The organism is Binatus sp. (SeqCode) (assembly GCF_036522015.1).
Taxonomy (GTDB): domain Bacteria; phylum Desulfobacterota; class Binatia; order Binatales; family Binataceae; genus Binatus.
In genome coordinates, this window is sequence record NZ_DATDGQ010000336.1 from 1 (window position 1) to 17,421 (window position 17,421).

General features: G+C 60.1%; 14 protein-coding genes. 5 read left to right on the plus strand and 9 right to left on the minus strand.

Going from position 1 to position 17,421, the window contains the following annotated elements; translation table 11 throughout:
* A partial coding sequence (locus VIW95_RS14175) for a DUF1646 family protein (RefSeq protein ID WP_331587635.1) occupies positions 1 to 714 on the plus strand: 714 nt, incomplete at its 5' end.
* Between the two features lie 209 nt (positions 715 to 923).
* On the plus strand, positions 924 to 2,351 hold the full coding sequence (gene glnA / locus VIW95_RS14180; RefSeq protein ID WP_349259328.1) for a type I glutamate--ammonia ligase: 1,428 nt from the start codon (positions 924 to 926) through the stop codon (positions 2,349 to 2,351).
* Between the two features lie 91 nt (positions 2,352 to 2,442).
* On the opposite strand, the gene VIW95_RS14185 is transcribed toward glnA, so the two are convergent.
* From VIW95_RS14185 to VIW95_RS14210, 6 genes are all read right to left on the minus strand, one after another.
* Positions 2,443 to 3,717, minus strand: a complete 1,275-nt coding sequence (locus VIW95_RS14185; protein ID WP_331587639.1) for a hypothetical protein — start codon at positions 3,715 to 3,717, stop codon at positions 2,443 to 2,445.
* A 245-nt stretch (positions 3,718 to 3,962) separates the two neighbouring features.
* Entirely contained in the window at positions 3,963 to 5,186 is a 1,224-nt protein-coding gene (locus tag VIW95_RS14190) for a choice-of-anchor D domain-containing protein (protein ID WP_331587641.1), read from the minus strand.
* A 44-nt stretch (positions 5,187 to 5,230) separates the two neighbouring features.
* Positions 5,231 to 6,412, minus strand: coding sequence for a hypothetical protein (locus tag VIW95_RS14195; RefSeq protein ID WP_331587643.1), 1,182 nt, complete (start codon positions 6,410 to 6,412; stop codon positions 5,231 to 5,233).
* Positions 6,413 to 6,610: 198 nt separating this feature from the next.
* Positions 6,611 to 9,208, minus strand: a complete 2,598-nt coding sequence (locus tag VIW95_RS14200) for a DUF3458 domain-containing protein (RefSeq protein WP_331587645.1) — start codon at positions 9,206 to 9,208, stop codon at positions 6,611 to 6,613.
* Positions 9,209 to 9,787: 579 nt separating this feature from the next.
* Entirely contained in the window at positions 9,788 to 11,356 is a 1,569-nt protein-coding gene (locus tag VIW95_RS14205; protein ID WP_331587647.1) for an alpha-amylase family glycosyl hydrolase, read from the minus strand.
* A gap of 8 nt (positions 11,357 to 11,364) precedes the next feature.
* Complete coding sequence (locus VIW95_RS14210; protein ID WP_331587649.1) at positions 11,365 to 12,525, minus strand: amidohydrolase family protein; 1,161 nt, start codon at positions 12,523 to 12,525, stop codon at positions 11,365 to 11,367.
* A gap of 300 nt (positions 12,526 to 12,825) precedes the next feature.
* On the opposite strand from VIW95_RS14210, the gene VIW95_RS14215 reads away from it, so the two are divergent.
* Positions 12,826 to 13,869: a choice-of-anchor Q domain-containing protein gene (locus tag VIW95_RS14215; RefSeq protein ID WP_331587651.1), complete on the plus strand. Its 1,044-nt coding sequence runs from the start codon at positions 12,826 to 12,828 to the stop codon at positions 13,867 to 13,869.
* 27 nt (positions 13,870 to 13,896) lie between these two features.
* Here VIW95_RS14215 and VIW95_RS14220 read toward each other — a convergent pair whose 3' ends face one another.
* Genes VIW95_RS14220 through VIW95_RS14230 form a run of 3 tightly spaced genes read right to left on the minus strand, consistent with a single transcriptional unit; the run spans position 13,897 to position 15,241 of the window.
* Positions 13,897 to 14,274, minus strand: a complete 378-nt coding sequence (locus tag VIW95_RS14220) for a VOC family protein (RefSeq protein ID WP_331587653.1) — start codon at positions 14,272 to 14,274, stop codon at positions 13,897 to 13,899.
* Positions 14,275 to 14,290: 16 nt separating this feature from the next.
* Positions 14,291 to 14,536, minus strand: a complete 246-nt coding sequence (locus tag VIW95_RS14225; RefSeq protein ID WP_331587655.1) for a DUF2007 domain-containing protein — start codon at positions 14,534 to 14,536, stop codon at positions 14,291 to 14,293.
* Positions 14,537 to 14,596: 60 nt separating this feature from the next.
* Positions 14,597 to 15,241 carry a DedA family protein gene (locus tag VIW95_RS14230; RefSeq protein ID WP_331587657.1) on the minus strand — a complete coding sequence of 215 codons (645 nt, stop codon included), beginning with the start codon at positions 15,239 to 15,241 and terminating at the stop codon, positions 14,597 to 14,599.
* A gap of 176 nt (positions 15,242 to 15,417) precedes the next feature.
* Between VIW95_RS14230 and VIW95_RS14235 the strand changes: the two genes are divergently transcribed.
* Together VIW95_RS14235 and VIW95_RS14240 are read left to right on the plus strand one after the other, a co-directional pair.
* The gene (locus VIW95_RS14235; protein WP_331587659.1) at positions 15,418 to 16,749 is read left to right on the plus strand and encodes a citrate synthase; all 1,332 of its coding nucleotides are present in this window, start codon (positions 15,418 to 15,420) and stop codon (positions 16,747 to 16,749) included.
* A 149-nt stretch (positions 16,750 to 16,898) separates the two neighbouring features.
* Positions 16,899 to 17,421, plus strand: a 523-nt coding sequence (locus tag VIW95_RS14240) for a hypothetical protein (RefSeq protein ID WP_331587661.1), incomplete at its 3' end; no start/stop codon positions are given.

Sequence of the window (17,421 nt, forward strand, 5' to 3'; positions counted from 1 at the left end):
GTGATCGCGTCCATCTCCAGCATCATCACGGCGATCGTCGGCGCGCTGGTGCTGGTCGAGGTGATTGGCCTGCTTCATCTCGCGGGCGACAGGCGAGTGCGCGTGACCGTCGCGGGATGCTTCGCGGTCGGCATGGGCGCGTCGCTGACGCCGCTCGGCGAGCCGCTCTCGACGCTTGCGGCGCGGGCGCTCGATCTGGAATTCATGGGGCTGTTTCATTTGCTGGCGCCGTGGGTGTTTCCGGGTGTGATCGTGAGTTCGATCGTGGCGGGCGCGTTTGCGCGCGGCGAATACGACGAGGCATCCGCAGATGCGCACGTGAGTCAGACCTACGGCGCGATTTTTTTCCAGGCGGGCAAAGTCTTCGCATTTATTGCGGGGCTGGTGATGATCAGCAGCGCCTATGGCCCGATTGCGAACGAATACGTCAGCAAGATGAGCAACGATCTTTTGTTTTGGGTCAATACGGTGTCGGCCGCGCTCGACAATGCGACGCTGGTCGCGCTCGAGGTCCACAGCATGACGCTGCCGCGCGCGCGCGAAGCGATTCTGTCGCTGCTGGTTTCGGGCGGGATGCTGATACCGGGCAACATCCCGAACATCGTGAGCGCGGGCGCGCTCAGAATCGGAAGCGCGGCGTGGGCGAAGATCGGCGTGCCGATGGGACTGATCATGCTCGGCATTTATTTTGCTGTAATCAAGTTGGTGGGTTAACTGGGGAGAAATAGTTGCACAATGCACTTGATCCTTTTCGGAGGCGCGGGTCGTCTGGCCGGCGATGCTGCTTGAATTTGCGTCAGATGCCCATTGAATGAGCGTTGCGTTATCGGAGCGTTCGTGACAGAAAAAATGATTCAGAAATCGATCAACCAACAGGTACAAATATGCCGCCCCGTTAAGCGGCCAGGAGGGTTACGGGTTCGATGACGCCAAAACAAGTATTGGCAATGATCAAGGAAAAGGGCGTGGTCATGGTCGATGTGAAATTCATCGATCTGCTCGGGACGTGGCAGCATTTCACTGCCCCGATTTCCGAGTTCAAGGATGAAGCTCCCTTCGATGAAGGGCTGGGCTTCGACGGCTCCTCGATTCGCGGATGGCAGGCGATCGACAACAGCGACATGCTGGTGATTCCCGACCCCGATACCGCGGTGATGGATCCTTTCACCAAGGATCCAACGCTGAGCATCATCGCGAACATCTCCGATCCGATCACCCGCGCCGACTACACCCGCGACCCGCGCAACATCTCGCGCAAGGCCGAGGCGTACCTGAAAACCACCGGCATCGGCGACTCGGCGTACTTCGGGCCCGAGCCGGAGTTTTTTATCTTCGACTCGCTGCGCTACGACACCACGCAGAATTCGAGCTACTACTACATCGATTCCAACGAAGGTAACTGGAACAGCGGGCGTGAGGGCGCGGTCAAGGACGGCGCGAACCTCGGCTTCAAGGTCAAGAACAAAGCCGGCTACTTCCCGGTGCCGCCGGTGGACACCCTGCAGGACATCCGCACCGAGATGGTGCTCGAGATGGAGCGGGTCGGCATCCGCGTCGAGAAACAGCATCACGAAGTCGCGACCGCGGGCCAGGCTGAAATCGACATGCGCTTTCAGACGCTGACCAAGATGGCCGATTGGCTGACCTGGTACAAGTACATCGTCAAGAACGTCGCGGTGCGCCATGGGATGACGGCGACCTTCATGCCCAAGCCGATTTTCGGCGACAACGGCACCGGCATGCACACCCATCAGAGCATCTGGAAGGGCGACACGCCGCTGTTCGCGGGCAACGGCTACGCCGGGATGTCGGAGACTGCGATGCACTACATCGCGGGCATCCTGCATCACGCGCCGACTATTGCGGCGTTCACCAATCCGGGGACGAACTCCTACCGCCGGCTGGTGCCGGGGTTCGAGGCGCCGATTAACCTCGCGTACTCGTCGCGTAACCGCTCGGCGTCGGTGCGAATCCCGATGTACTCGCCGTCGCCCAAGGCCAAGCGAATCGAAGTGCGCTTCCCCGACCCGACCTGCAATCCGTACCTCGCATTCTCCGCGATGCTGATGGCGGGAATCGACGGAATCCAGCGCCGGCTCGACCCGGGCCAGCCGCTCGACAAGGACATCTATGCGCTGACGCCGGCCGAGCTGGCCGAAGTGCCGAGCATGCCCGCGTCGCTCGAGGAGTCACTGGGCAACCTCAAGAAGGATCACGAGTTCCTGCTGAAGGGCGACGTGTTCACCGAGGACCTGATCGAGACGTGGATTGAATACAAGATGGCGAACGAAGTCAGCGCGATTCGGTTGCGGCCCCATCCGTACGAATTCGCGCTCTATTACGACGCGTAAGCACACCATTGCGCGCCGACCAAAACAAAAGCGGCGGGCCTGACGGCCCGCCGCTTTTCATTTCGAGATTCGCGTGACTACCGGGTCAGCTCTATTTCCCAGTCCCGCTTAGCGGGATTGTCTGGTCCGCGTTTCCTGCATCGTCGAAGACTGTTACCGTGCCGGACTCAGGCGTCCCCCGATGCTTCGGGATAAACTCCAGCGTGAGATTGCACTGTCCTTTCGGCGGTAGCGTCTGATGGCAGGTGGTGGCGCCCTTCTTGGGGAACTTGAAAATCGGGGAATTGGTTACAATTGCCAGCGGCTTGCTGAACGTGATGGTCTGACTACTGTCCTCATTGGTGAGAACAAACGTTTGCTTTTGTAGCTTAAGTACTTTCACGGTGCCGAAATCCTTCATCGTCGGCGTGATATTCAGGTTCGGGCCAGCACCCATAACCGAGGGCGTAACGATGCAGTCGTTGGCGACGTTCGAAAATAGCTTCTGCACAGTGTACGTCTGATTGTCCGCACCAACGATGCTCCCCTGCTGTGCGTTACAGATATCGCCGATCTCGCCGTTGACGTCGTCGTACCAGCCGAGCGGCGGCCCGTTGAGTGGAGCTATCGAGACTTCGCAGTCCGTGATTGTCTCGGCCATTTCGTGCGAGGCGACCGACGTGTAGTTGTTGAAGGGCGTCGGATCATCGCCGCATCCGTTTTGGCATCCCGACCCGGCCTGCATGTCGGGATGCACGCCGTAGTAGATTTCGCCGACTGGAGCGCCGGCGACGATTGTGCCGTGGTAGGCGCAGAAGCCGCCCGGCATGCATGAAGTCGTTCCGCCCTGGCTGATGCGTATCCCGTGCGGGAAAAAGATCGCGTAGTAAGTGTTGTTGTTGCCGGCCCCGTCCGCCGTGGGAAGCGGTAGATGGCCGGCTTTAATCTGCTTCACCAGCTCTGTTTTGATGTCGGCGTCGGTGAGCGAGGTCGAGGTGTTCGCGGGCGTAATGGCGACCTGTTCTACGAATGTGCCGCGGCCGATGGTTTGATTCGTACCGGGGTTGCCGCCGAAGTCCAGGATGTCGGTGTTGTATTCTGTCAGCCAGTCAACATAGGCGCTGTTCAACACCTGTTGGTAAAAGGTCGCCATACTTGGCGTGGAAGTGTTGACGACCCCTGCCAGGAATTCGCCGTCGCCAGTGCCTGCACCGCCGGTCCCCCACAGTACCTGGACGACCTTCATGTTCGAGACGACGCGGCCGCCGTAGTAAGTGAGATGCGCGCCGGGCGGCGACGTAGCGAAGTCCGCGGGCCCCTCCGGCCGGCTCGGCAGGTCGTTGGGACCTCCGACAAGGAGTGGATTGTTGTTGGCGCTCCATGCCACAGACGGCAGCGATAGCAGCGCTATAAAGGCCAGCGTCCCCCTATATCTCGACCTCAACCTTGTCCCCCCAAAGCAGCCACGTTTGATTAATCATTGTTCCTTCCGGATCTCACCAATCCTCGAAGCAGACGCCCTCGAACAGTGAATCACCGGTCATGTATCATACGGGCGCCGACCAATAAAAAGCAGCGGGCCTAACGGCCCGCCACTTTTTTGGAGATTCGCGCATCACTACCGGGACAGCCCTATTGCCCGGTCCCGCTTAGCGGGATCATTTGGTCAGCGTTTCCCGCATTGTCGAAGACTGTTACCGAGCCGGTCTGCAGTCCTTTCGACTTCGGGGCAAACTGGAGCGTGAGCGTGCAATGCCCCATCGGCGGAAGAGTCTGATGGCAGGTCGTGCCCTTCTTTTTCGGGAACGCGAAGGTCGGGAAATTGCTCACCGTCGCCAACGGATTCTGAAAGGTAATGGACGGTCCACTAGTAGCCTCGTTGGTGAGAGTAAACGTTTGCTTTTTTGGCTTGCTATGCACTTTCACAGTGCCGAAATCGTGGTTTGGCGGCGTGATGTTGAGGATCGGGCCACTCGGCGTCGGCGTCGCTGTCGGAGTCGCAGTTGAAGTGGCCGTTGCCGTCGCGGTGCGAGTTGCGGTCGCAGTCGGGGTCGCGGTTGCAGTTGCTCCAGTCGCGGTCGCAGTTGCCGTTGGCGTCGCGGTCCTGGTCGCGGTCGCCGAAACTGTAGGAGTACCACTGGCAGTCGCGGTCGCGGTCGCACTCTTCGTCGGAGTCGCTGTTACGGTCGCGGTTGCGGTCGCAGTTGCAGTGGGAGTCGCACCGCTCGGGGCGTTCAACGAAACCGTATCGATCGCAAAGTCGCTGCAGTCGCCGGTGCAACTTGTGATACTGAAAGTCACCTTGCTGATATTGGCGGCAGTGCTGTCGAGGACGCCGATGAAAGTGGCGTCACCGCCGGGATCACTCGCCAGAGGGAACGATCCGAGCGAGGTGACGCCGTTAAACGCCTCGATATTCGCCGTGAACTGAGTGGGACCGTCGGCCTGGATGAACGCGCCCGCACCAGCCACGTTCTTCGATGTGAAGTTCACCGTTAGCGGACCGTTGCCGCTGTTGCCCGTATCCGCCGTCCAGATCAGGCTATTGCCTGCAGCGAATCCCGTAGTGCCCTCCACGTTCCAACTGCACAACGTCTCGGGGCATACCACTGCGACGAGGCTGTTCGGGCCATTCAACGTAACGGATCCTGTGAGTCCGTGGGTGGAAGTGAAAGCCGGATTGGCGGTCAGGGTGGCCGCGTCAGCGCCCAACTGCGACCACGCGATCGTGTCGTTGGCGCTCAAGCCGCCAAGGCTGGTAACGAGCGACACGATGTCCGTCGCGCGTGCGGCGGCGGTCGTGAGCAATATCAGGATTATCGCAAAGCTAATGCTCCGCAAGCTGCGTTTATGCATTGATGACTCCATCCAGCGAGCTACCCGTCGGACAGCTTGAAGTCCTAAAAACATATCGAGCCTGCATCTGACGTGAACGTGTCGTTATTGGAAAAATCGCTGGTGCCGGTGCCGATCGAAGGATGCCCATAGAACCAGGAGAAGAATGCGAGTTCCTGCATGTGGTAGGTGAAGCTGCTGAGCGTCACGGCTGGGAAAAGCGTCCCGCTCAACGGGTCGCCAACTTCGAAGTTGTTCTGGCAACCAGTCACCTGGCCGATATTTCCCCAGGCGGGAGTCGGATTGTTGCCGAGCGGATCGTTCACCCATTCGTTGATCTCATGGCTCGACGGGGAAATGTCTGAAGTGCCGTTGAACGTGCCCTCAGTGCTGTCGAAATCCATCACTCCGTAGGTCTGGACCGGGTTTGAAAACACGTTGTGATAGCCGAGGATGCAGCAGTTTTGGGTAGGGTCCGCAGATTCGAACGGACTGGCCATAACCACGTTATAGAGAAGGATGATGGGGAAGCTGGTGGGACCTCCGCCGTTCGAGCTAACCAACGGGACGATGGTGCCTTGAACGAAGCTATCAAATGTCGAGAAGTCCATGATGCCGAGATGGCCTGAACACCCGGTCGCAAAATCGTCGCCCTGACCAGACGTCAAGGTTAGAGTTTGCTCAGCCAGTGTCGTGGGCGGACTGCTAAGCTTCGTATGGAACCGATTCCCGGTGACGGAGACGTTCTGCCAAAATTCCGCGCGCTCGAAAGCGTCAGCGTATTGGGTTGTCCCGACACCCACGCCATTCATCGTGAAGGCGACCGGTTGAAACAACGGCGAATTTTGAAACACCGTCAGCGGTTCCTTGCCGCTCAGGCAGGTGGAGTCGGTCACCGATGGATCGAACACGTGTCCATCGGAGGTTTTTATTTTCACCGGAACAATGAAGGTAGGGATAGTTGTCGTCCTGGCCCCGTGGAAGAACGGGCTACGGCCCACCACCACGCCTTGATACGTGTTGCTGTCGCGGCTCGCAGTAACTGAGTAGATCCCCATCGGAATCGTCGTCGCGGCCACGGCCCCGCGAATCGCCTCTTCGGTTGTGAGGCCCTGCAGTTGTCCGTAGGTGTAGTAGCCTTGAAGGGGCTGGCTTAGCGGCGTGCCTTCTTCGGCAAGGACTGGCGACGCCAAAGTGACCAGGCTTGCCGCCACAAAAAGCACCAGCGAAATTACGATGCGCTTCATCTCAGACCTCCCCAATCCTCGAAGCAAACGCTCGGACAGTGTATTCACCGGTCAAGTATCATATGGGGTCGCTTGTTACAACACACTTAAGCGGTAAGAATAGCGAGTAATTACTACAATGGTGACAACAGGAAGCTAAGACGACCATCAGCTACAATAACTGGTCGTATGATTACATTTCATCTAGGATGCACCCGTTTACGCCGGCTTGTCGCGGGCGAGTGCCTCGACCTTTTCGAGCCGCTCCTGCAGCTTTTTGTTGTCGTCGCGCAGTTTGTCCAGATCTTCGCGCAGCCGCTGGCCTTCTTCGACGCGGGTACGGCCCTCGCTGATCGACGTGATCGCGTCGTTGGCATGGCGCTGGATGCGGCCGTCGAGGTCGCGATCGGCCAGCCGGTGCAGCGCGGGTAGCGCGCGCGGATCGCCGACCTCGGCCAGCGCTGACGGTAGCCGCATCCGCATCATGAACTCGTGATCGTCGACCAGCGGCGCGATGTAATCGAGAATCTCGATGCGCCGGTTATCCTTGAGCGCGGCAAATCGCGCCAGCGCTCCGACCGCGGCCACGCGTGCACGCGGCGGCCTGCCGTATGCCGCGTATTCGCGGGCAACGTCGATCGCGCGCTCGTCGCGCAGCTCGGCCATCCCGGCAATCGCGTGCGTTCGTATCACGTCGAGATACGAATCGCGCTTGAGCGCCTCGGTTAGATGCGCGAACGCGCGCTCGTCGCGCGTTTTGCCGAGCGATAAAACCGCTTCGGCCTCGACGAAGTAACTTTCGTCGCCGGCCGCGACCACGCCGGCCAGCGCGGACGCCGCGCGCGCGTCGCCGCGGAAATTTCCGAGCGCGCGCGCGACCGAGCGCCGCGTCTTCGGATGCGGCAGCTTCAGTCCTTCGAGCAGCGCGTCGAGCGCGGCGGTCGTGCGAATCGCACCGAGCGCGGTCGCTGCGTCGGCTTGCACGCCCCAGAATTTGTCGGTGAGCATCGCGTCGCGCAGTGAGGCGGTGGCCTGCGGGCTGCCTTCGTTGCCGAGCTCGCGCGCCGCATTGGCGCGGCCGATCGCTTCGGGAGCGTGCCGCAGCGCGGCTTCGAGTGCCTCGCGTCCGCGTTTGTGCTTGAGCGTTTTCAGGATGTCGTGTTCGGGATCGAAGCGCACCGCCTTGGGCGCCTTCTCGACGGCAAAGGTGAAGCCCTGTTCGCGCTCATTTATTTCCACGCGATGACGCGTCTCATGACCGTCGGCGTCCATCAGCGCGATAGTCACGGGAAAAGTGAACGCCGAGGCGATCGCATCGCCGGTCTTGTGGGTCTGCTTGACGGTGACGCTGAGCAGTTTTTTCTTGTCGTCGAAGGAACTGGAAACTTCGATTTCGGGATGCCCTTCCTTGTACACCCACTGGTCGAAGAAAAAATCAAGATTGCGGCCGGTAGTATCCTCAAACGCGCGCTGCAGGTCCTGCGTGATCACGTTGGCGCCGCGATGCCGCGTGCAATAAAGGTTCAGCGATTTGTAAAACAGATCGTCGCCGGTCACCCGCCGCAGCATGTGCAGGACCAGGCTGCCTTTCTCGTAGAGATGGCGATCGAACAAATCGATCGGATTGCGGTACCGGTTGCACACGATCGGCCTGCGGTAATGATTGGCGTCCTCGTCGAGATAGGCCTCGCGATCCTGCCGCACATTCCACGCGAACTCGTCGGCCCCGAGATTTTCCTCGCACCAGAGCGCCTCGAAGTAGGTCGCGAAGCCCTCGTTCAGCCACGCGTGCGCCCAATCGCGGCAGGTCAGCAAGTCGCCCCACCATTGATGCGCGAGCTCGTGCGCCACCAGCGGATCGCTCTTGAAATCGAGATGCGCGCGCGCGTCGTGCAGCGTGCTGTCGGTCTGCGTCGTCGCCGAGGTGTTTTCCATCCCGCCGAAAATAAAATCGCTGACCGCCACCTGTGCGTACTTCGCGTAAGGATAAGGCACGCCGATCACGCGCTCGAAGAACTGGATCATCTTCGGCGTGTTGCCAAACGCGCGGCGCGCGTCGTCTTCGCGCCCCGGCGCAACGTAGTAGGTGACCGGAGTGTTGCCCGCGCGCTCGCCGATCAGCGCGAACTCACCGGCCGCCAGCGTGATCAGATAGGTCGAGTGCGGCACCTCATGACGCCAATGAAAGGTGCGGGTCTTATCCGCGGTATTGGTCGAGGTTCCTATCAGCGCGCCGTTGGAAACCGCGGTGAACTTCTCCGGCACGGTCGCGATTATTTCGCTGGTGGGCCGGCTGTTCGGATAGTCGTAGCATGGAAACCAGTAACGCGAATCCTCGTCCTCGCCTTGCGTCCAGGCCTGACGCGGCTTGTTCGGATAGCCGGCGTCGGGGCCGACAAAATAGAGTCCACGGCGCGGCTGACTCGCGTAGTCGATCGCGACTTCGATTTCTTCGCCGGCGCCGAGCGCGCGCGGCAGCGCGATCCTCAGCTTGTCGTCGGAGGTCTCGAAGGTCGCGGGTTCGCCGCCGACCCGGACCGCCTTGATCTCGAGTTCGGTGGCGTCGAATTCAAGGCGATCGAGCGGGCCGGTGATCGCGGACAGTCGATGCGTCGCGGTGCCGGAGATTCTCTTCTGCTCGAAGTCGAGCGCGACTTCGAGCTTGACGTGACTGATGTTGGCGGCGCGGTCGCGCGCCCATTTTGCCTCGACATGTTGAGGTTGAAACGCGCGGCGTCCACGGGCGAAGGCGACAGTAAAGGCCTCGGCGTCGCCAAGTTCGATTGCCAATTGATCGAGAAATCGCGGCTTATGCATGGCCGCATGTTATGAACCGCGCTGCCCGCGCGCAAACGGGGCAGGGGTGACCCCTGCACCCAGTGAAGCGCAATATGCTGAGGACAGCTTTTTGGGTGGAGTCTCAGTTTGATATGCGGTCTGGTATCGTGGACCAATGGGAAGCGGCAATCTCAAACCCAACTTGATCGCCGATGTAACCCTTTACCCAACTAACCAAGGTGGCCTGAGAGGCCCTACTCCGACGGAATGGTTTGGTTGCCCGTGCATGGTCGATAAAGACAGTTCCAGAGGTTGGGACTGTCGGTTACTTCTTGAGGGCCGATCGATGTCGCCTGGTGAGACGCGACGGGTCGCGATCTCTTTTATCTGCGGCGAAAAAGCCGCCCAACTGTTCCGGACAGCGAGAAAGTTTTACTTGTGGCACATGAGAATCATTGGCGAGGCAGTCGTGAGTTTGGACTGAGACACTACCGCCTTTTGCGCGAGTTTATATCGATGCAAAGGCGGTGATCTTCGCCTCCCCCTTCGTGGGGGGAGGCCGCCGCTCTTCTCAGAGCGGCGGGTGGAGGACCTTAATTGCTGAAATGTCCCCACCTGTCACGCATCGAGTATCATGATGACCGCTTCATTCGGCGCGAGCGTCAGCGGCGATTTCGTTAAATTCGCGCTGCGGGAAACTGTGCTCAGCAGGATTTTCCCTTCGGGCAAGGCGATCTCGCGCGGCTCGGCGGTGAAATTCAGCGCGACCACAATGTGCTGCGCGGGCGTGTCGCGGTGGAACACGAGACAATCTTCGGGCGCGCGATCGAATTCGCGATAGCTGCCCTCGACCAGCGCCGGCGTCGATTTGCGGAGTTGGATGAGCCGCCGATGCAGCGCGAGCATCGAATGCGGATCGTTCAACTGGCGCGCGACGTTTACGGTCTTGAAGTCTCCGCATGGCAGCCAGGTTTTGTCGCTCGTCGAGAAACCGCCGTTACGCGCGTCGGACCATTGCATCGGCGAGCGGCAGCCGTCGCGTCCAACCGGATCGCGTTTGCTACCGGCCGGGATTGCCGCATCGCGCATCCCGATCTCTTCGCCGTAGTAAATGAAGGGCGAGCCGCGCAGCGTCAGCAACATCACGGCCGCGACGCGAGCACGCGCGTCTCCGTCGCCATCGCGGGAATAGCGCGAGATGTGACGCGAGAAATCGTGATTCGACAGCGTCCAGGTTGGCCACGCGCCGGCGCCGAAAGATTTCTCAGTCAGCTCGATCGCGGCGCGAAACCGGCTCGCTTCATAGCGCGCGAGCAGAAAACGGAAGTTGAATGCGAGCTGTAGTTCGTCGGGCCGCAGATAGTCGGCCAGCCGTTCCTGCTCGCGCGGCCACGTCTCGCCGACGAGGATCCGATTCTCGTAGCTGTCAGAGACGCGGCGAAATCCGCGGATGATGTCGTGAACCTCGGGCTGATCCGTGCTGTAGAGAGGATTCAGCTCGCCCGGCCTGCGCGATGGAATGTCGGGATTGGGCTCCGTGCGAAGCGGATTGTCACGCAGTTGCGCGTCCTTGATCATGTTCGCGACCACGTCGATGCGATAACCGTCCGCGCCGCGCTCGAGCCAGAAGCGGATGACGCCGTGCATCGCCTCGACCACTTCGGGGTTTCGAAAATTCAAATCGGGCTGCTGCACGAGGAACGTATGCAGGTACCACGCCTGCGTGTCCGCATCGTACTGCCACGCCGGACCGCCGAAATTGCTGACCCAGTTGTTGGGTGCGCGCTCGGGCGAACCGGGAACCCAGATGTACCAGTCGCGCTTGGGATTGGTGCGCGACGCGCGCGACTCGATGAACCACGGATGCTGATTCGAGGTGTGATTCGGGACGAGATCGACGATCACGCGGATCTCGCGGCGATGCGCCTCCGCCAGGAGACGATCGAACGCCGCGAGATCGCCGAGATCCGGATGAATCCCGCAGTAGTCGCTGACGTCGTAACCCCAATCGTCGAGCTGCGACGGGTTGATCGGGTTCAGCCAGATGGCGTCGATGCCGAGCGACTCCACGTAGTCGAGATGCGCGGTGACGCCGTCGAGATCGCCGATGCCGTCGCCGTTAGAATCGGCAAACGAGCGCGGATAGATCTGGTAGAAGACGGCGCGCTGCCACCACTGCAGAGCCATCGCGTCGATCAGGCGGCGCGCGAGCCCATCATGTCCGCATAGTTCGTGGCGTAAAATCTCTCGCGCGCGACCTCCGACAGATTCGGCGTTGACAACTCGAAGCGCTTGAGCGGATTGCGCCCGCCCTCGATGTGCGGGTAGTCCGACGAGAACATGCACAGCTCGGGGCCGGCCTGCTCGACGATCCATCCGACGGGCTCGTGCGGATACGGCGTGAAGCGCAGGTTGCGCCGCACGTAATCGGACGCCTTCAACGGCAGGCTCAGATATTTCTCCGATTTCACGAACGTCGCCTGCGAGATGTCGAGGCGACGCAGCCACGGCACGATCCACATCGCGCCCTGCTCGATACATCCGCCGCGCAGCCGCGGGAACTGCTCGAAGATGCCGTCGAGGACCATCGTCGAGAGAAAAATTTCCGGCATCATATGGATCGCCATGAAATCCTTCGAGCGGATATTCTCGCCGCCGCCGAGGAAGTCGGTCACCGGGCGATCGTTGTTGTGAAATGCGCGGGGGATCGCGCGGCCGCCGCCGCCAACGTGCAGCAGGAACGGCACGTCGGCGTCCTGCAGGCGGGCCCACACGCCGTTGAAGTCTGGATGAGTCGGAGATTTTTTCGCCGGTGGCAGCGACGGGATGTGAATCGCGGCGCATCCCAGCCGAACCGCCTCGTCGATTTCCTTTTCAGCGAGCTCGGGTATGTCGAGCGGCACGAAGCCAACCGCGAGCAGCCGCTTGTCACCTCGGCAAAAGTCGGCGATGGCGCGATTGTGCGCGCGCGCGCCGCCATACAGGACCTCCGGCGTCGAGCGGACCTGGTCGAATTCGCCCCAAAAATGCGTGATCGCGAAAGTCGTAAAGACCAACTGCGAGCTGAAGCCGAGCAGATCGAGCGCGCGCCTGCGCTCATTGGGATCGAAAGCGCCGAGCGCTTCCCATCCCTTGCGCAGCATCAAGTTCTTCTCCGCGTCGGCGACGGCAGCCGGATCGCTAACACGATCGTTCGCATGCGCAATCGCCTTATCGACCATCCTGCCGCCCGATCCGATCGCAAGCGGACGCAGCTTCTCGCGGATGTCAGCGTCGGCGTGGGAAATCAGCCAGTCGCGGGTCTCCATGATGTGGCTGTCGGCGTCGTTGAAGATTCGACCTTCTGCGTATGGCATCGCAATAACCTCGGCGCGTAGAATTCGCGCGGACCGTGCCTGCGCGTTTCGGCTTCAAGATAGTTGAGGAAACGTGTGGCGTACAGAGGTGATGCTGTGGGGGCTGCTGGCGATCGCGATGATTCCGCAATATGGTTCTGTCTCATGAAAAATCGGGGGATGCTCGCTAAGTTGACCGCTTGTCTAGTCGCGGTTGTGGCCATCCCTGTATGCCCGTCTTTCGCCGATGCCCGCCCGGCTCGGAGCATATGCGTTAATCCGAGTGGCGGCAGGAACTGCTTCAAGACCATCGCCGCAGCGTTGAAGCACGCACACTCGGGCGACTCGATCGACATCGTTGCCGGAACCTATGTCGAGAACATTCGCATCGGAAAGAATTCGAAGAAAGGCGAGAAAATCTCGGTCTCGATCAATGGCGCCGGACCCGGTTCAACAATCATCGACGGCGGCGCCAAGGGGACGGTCGTCTCCATCTCACAAGCCGCCGTGTTGTTAACCGGTGTGACTATTCAGAACGGCTCCGCCAGCGGAATCGCAGTTCACGACGGAACCCTCGCCGTCTCGAACTGTATCGTGACAAATAACAAGGCGACTGGTTCGGGTGGAGGAATCGATTTCGAGGTGAGCAACCATCCGCCCAAGGGAACTCCGCAACTCCACATCGATAACACCACCATCAGCGATAACATCACGAATGCGTTCGGCGGCGGGTTAGCAATCAACGGCGGTTCCAGCAACATCATCACCAGTACGATCAGCGGAAATTCTTCGATTGGCGGAAACGGTGGTGGAGTAGAGATCTTCAGCGGCGAGATCGCTATCGCCAACAGCACTATCATCGGAAATCAGGCTACCGGTGGTGAGCCGATGGGCGGCGGAATAAATTGCATCGGCACCCTGGTTCTCAACAACGTGACGATCGCCAACAATTCCGCAAGTACCGGCATCGGGAAAGGCGGAGGCCTCTTCAGTTTGGGTTGTAGTGCGGCGATCGCCAACACGATTATCGCGGGCAACTCTGCATTCTATGGGGACCAGAATGACTGCGGCGGCAACTTGAATTCACAAGGGCACAATCTGATCGATTACAATGGATGCGTCACCAGCGGCGATACTGCGACCAATATTATCGGCGAAGATGCGATGCTTGGCCCGCTCGAACTCAACTCGCCCGGCGCTACCGGGACGCAAGCTTTGCTGATGGGTAGTCCCGCGATAGGAGCCGGTGCCCCCGGCGCCAACGACAGCACCGGCGCGGGACCGCAATGCCTGCCTACCGATCAGCGTGGAGTGACTCGCCCGACCGATGCCTGCGACATCGGCGCGTATCAATTTTCGATGTAGCCGCGCGCCTCAGAAGCAGCTGCCAATTCAGATCGGCTGGCCGACGTCGATGCGGTTGCCGTCGGGATCCTCGAACACAAACGCTCTCAGACCGTAGTCCTTATTCTGAAGGCTCTTGATGATACGCAGCCCGTGCCTCTCGCAGATTGCGTGGAGCGCGTCCACGTCGTCCACCATCATGTGCGCGACGTTGAAAGGTGCGGCATTGTGATTCGGCTGTAGTGTCAGGTGCAACTCAGCCTGATCCTTTTTCAGGATCATAAAGCCGACGGGGTCGCCGTTCTCGAAAACCTTGGTGAAGCCGAGAATCTTCGTATAGAAATCGCAGGCCCGCGCGATGTCCTTAACTGGCAGCATGGCGGCGATTCGTCCAAAGCGGATGCCGTGATTGGCGCCGTCAGTCATCGAATGATCTCCTCGACTACTTGTCCGTGAAGCCCAGATCGTTCAGGCGATCGCGCGCGTCCTTGACGGCGTCGCGATGAACCATCAGGCGCACGGGAACGCCGGCCGTCGTGCCGAGCATTCGCGACGACGCAGCATCGAAGACGAACGACACAATGCCCGCTTCGTTCAGGTAGTCATGCGCCATCCGAACCGGCGTCGGATCGATGCTGGCGAAAATTTCCTCGAGCTCGGACGGGTCAGGCATTTCTTTGGTCGTCATCGCTTCTCGCTTCGCGCTGCCAATGCTTTAGTCTTGTTCCCCTTCCCGCTCGGGAAGGGGTTAGGGGTTAGGTTCCACCGAGCTCGATGCGGACGTCATTCCCTTCACCCGATTATAGATAAGGCCGGCGCCGCCGACTATCAACAGTATGGCGATCAATGCGTCGAAGCGATGAAAGTACGGCGCGAGGTCCTTCCAGTGCTGTCCGAGTTTCATCCCGCCGTACGCGAGCGCGAGACACCATACATATGATCCGAGCAGCGTGTAGATGGTGAACGGCAGGAGCTTCATCCGCGATACGCCCGCGGGAAATGCGATGAAGGTGCGGACCACCGGCAGCATGCGGCTCCAGAAGACGGTGTGCGAACCCCAGCGCGCGAAAAAGCGGTCGGCGGTTTCGAGTTCGTGCTCCGCGATCAGGACGTAGCGGCCATAGCGCTCGATAAACGGCCGCCCGCCCCACGATCCCACGAAATACGCAACATACGACCCAAGCAGGCACCCAACGGCTCCGGCAATCGCAACCATCTGCAGCCCGAAGCGCCCCGTCGCAACCAGGTACCCCGAGAACGGCATGATGATTTCCGACGGCAGCGGGATGCACGCGCTTTCGATCGCCATCATCAGCACAACCCCGCCATACCCAAGCGCAGAAATCGTCGCGACGATGAAGGCAGACAGCCCGCTGATTAGTTTATCGAGCATTATTTCGACACGCGCTTATCATCGAGCGCAAGCGCACAGAGTGGCACGGCGCGACGCCGGTTGCGAGACGACAACCGGTTGAAAAAAGTATGGGACCGGCTTGGACATGAAATGGCAAATGACGCATACTGCATATATGTTGAACGCGAACGTCATGTACAAGTCGAGGGAACCTCATGGCAAATAATACGTTGAGCGTTACTGACAATCGGACCGGGAAGAAATATGAGCTGCCGATCGAGGAAGGGGAGGTGATTCGGGCGGCGGATTTGCGGCAGATCAAAGTTGGCAAAGACGATTTTGGGCTGATGTCGTACGATCCGGCGTTCACTAACACGGCGTCGTGTCGCAGCCGGATTACCTACATCGATGGAGACAAGGGAATCCTGCGGTATCGCGGGTATCCGATCGAGGAGCTGGCTGAAAAGAGTAACTACCTCGAGGTTGCGTACCTGATCGTCAAGGGGGAGTTGCCTGATCGCGCGCATTACGAGCGCTGGGAGAACAACATCAAGATTCACACGATGGTGCACGAGAATATCAAGAAGTTCATGGAGGGCTACCGCTACGACGCGCATCCGATGGGAATGCTGCTCGGGACGGTTGGTGCGCTCTCGACGTTCTATCCCGACGCGAACGATATTCACGACCTCGAATCGCGCCGGCTGCAGACGCGCCGGCTGATCGGCAAGATGCCGACGCTGGCGGCTTTCGCCTACCGGCATACCAAGGGACTGCCCTACGTCTATCCCGACAACGAGCTCAGCTACACCGGCAACGTGCTCTCGATGCTGTTCAAAATGACCGAGCTCAAGTACAAGCCGAACCCAATTCTCGAGCGCGCGCTTGACGTGCTGTTCATCCTGCACGCCGATCACGAGCAGAACTGCTCGGCCAATGCGATGCGCGCGGTGGGCAGCTCGCAGCCTGATCCGTACGCGTGCGCGGCGGCGGCGATCGCGGCGCTCTACGGACCGCTGCACGGCGGCGCGAACGAAGCTGCAATCCGGATGCTGATGGAAGTCGGATCGGTGGCGAATATTCCGGCGATGATCAGGAAGGTGAAAGAGGGCGAGCGGCGGCTGATGGGTTTCGGGCATCGGGTCTACAAGAACTACGATCCGCGCGCGAAAATTCTCAAGGAGATGGCGACGCAGGTGTTCGAGGTGACGGGCCGCAACCCGCTGATCGATATCGCGCTGGAGCTCGAGCGAATCGCGCTGCAGGACGACTACTTCATCTCGCACAAACTGTATCCCAACGTGGATTTTTATTCGGGGATTATCTACCAGGCGATGGGCTTCCCGATGACGATGTTCCCGGTGCTGTTCGCGATACCGCGGACCTCAGGATGGATGGCGCAATGGGCCGAGATGGTGCGCGACTCGGAACAGAAGATCGCGCGGCCGCGCCAGATCTACATCGGCGAAACGCTGCGCCACTACACCGCGCTGTCGGCGCGGCCGAAGCCGACGCAGCGCGAAGACGCGGTGAGCGAAGCTATCTAACGATAGTTAGACAATTTCAACAGAGCCTGACCGCTCCTGTTAGCAATGGTGCGATCCATGGTTGGCCTAGACGCAATTCCCTGCTATCTGTAATCAGGGCGCTTCGATTAACTTCGGAAGGGTCTAATTAACACGGAGGCGGTGCTGCGATGGGCAAGAATGGAGGCGCCAAGCCAACCGACACCATCTTGACGCTGGAAGAAGCGCTCATGCGTTTCAAGCGCAAGAGAAGTGAGGCTGGCGCGAAAACCAGGGGCGAGACCGTAACGGGGTCCAACGTTCAAGAGGTCGAGGTTTCGGCCGCGGTCGAGCATGAGGGTCAGGGAAAGGCGACCGGGTATCTCGGCACGGCAGGCGAGAGCGGGGCGACCGGCGAACTCAGCATGGCAGACTTGGGTGCGAGTGTTTCCGCTCAGCGCGACGAAGCGAACGCCGAGATGTCGGCGAACGAAGATATCGTCGCGGTGATCGATGGCATTCCACGCACGCTCGCAGAGCTCGAGAGAATCGCGGCCGCCGAGAAAGCCTACGACCAGGATTTTCCCGAGACCGCGCTGGAGACGGCAGAGGCCGAGCAAGACGACGCGGAGATTGGCGACATGGATTTCGTGCCGCCCGCGAGCCGCCGTTCCCTCATCCGGGACTACGCGTTCACGGCGATGGGCACCGCAT

What these genes read in the sequence shown, in the direction of transcription:
- glnA (WP_349259328.1), top strand. Translation starts at nt 924, where the DNA reads ATGACGCCAAAACAAGTATTGGCAATGATCAAGGAAAAGGGCGTGGTC.
- VIW95_RS14190 (WP_331587641.1), bottom strand. Translation starts at nt 5,186, where the DNA reads ATGCATAAACGCAGCTTGCGGAGCATTAGCTTTGCGATAATCCTGATA.
- VIW95_RS14195 (WP_331587643.1), bottom strand. Translation starts at nt 6,412, where the DNA reads ATGAAGCGCATCGTAATTTCGCTGGTGCTTTTTGTGGCGGCAAGCCTG.
- VIW95_RS14200 (WP_331587645.1), bottom strand. Translation starts at nt 9,208, where the DNA reads ATGCATAAGCCGCGATTTCTCGATCAATTGGCAATCGAACTTGGCGAC.
- VIW95_RS14205 (WP_331587647.1), bottom strand. Translation starts at nt 11,356, where the DNA reads ATGGCTCTGCAGTGGTGGCAGCGCGCCGTCTTCTACCAGATCTATCCG.
- VIW95_RS14210 (WP_331587649.1), bottom strand. Translation starts at nt 12,525, where the DNA reads ATGCCATACGCAGAAGGTCGAATCTTCAACGACGCCGACAGCCACATC.
- VIW95_RS14220 (WP_331587653.1), bottom strand. Translation starts at nt 14,274, where the DNA reads ATGACTGACGGCGCCAATCACGGCATCCGCTTTGGACGAATCGCCGCC.
- VIW95_RS14225 (WP_331587655.1), bottom strand. Translation starts at nt 14,536, where the DNA reads ATGACGACCAAAGAAATGCCTGACCCGTCCGAGCTCGAGGAAATTTTC.
- VIW95_RS14230 (WP_331587657.1), bottom strand. Translation starts at nt 15,241, where the DNA reads ATGCTCGATAAACTAATCAGCGGGCTGTCTGCCTTCATCGTCGCGACG.
- VIW95_RS14235 (WP_331587659.1), top strand. Translation starts at nt 15,418, where the DNA reads ATGGCAAATAATACGTTGAGCGTTACTGACAATCGGACCGGGAAGAAA.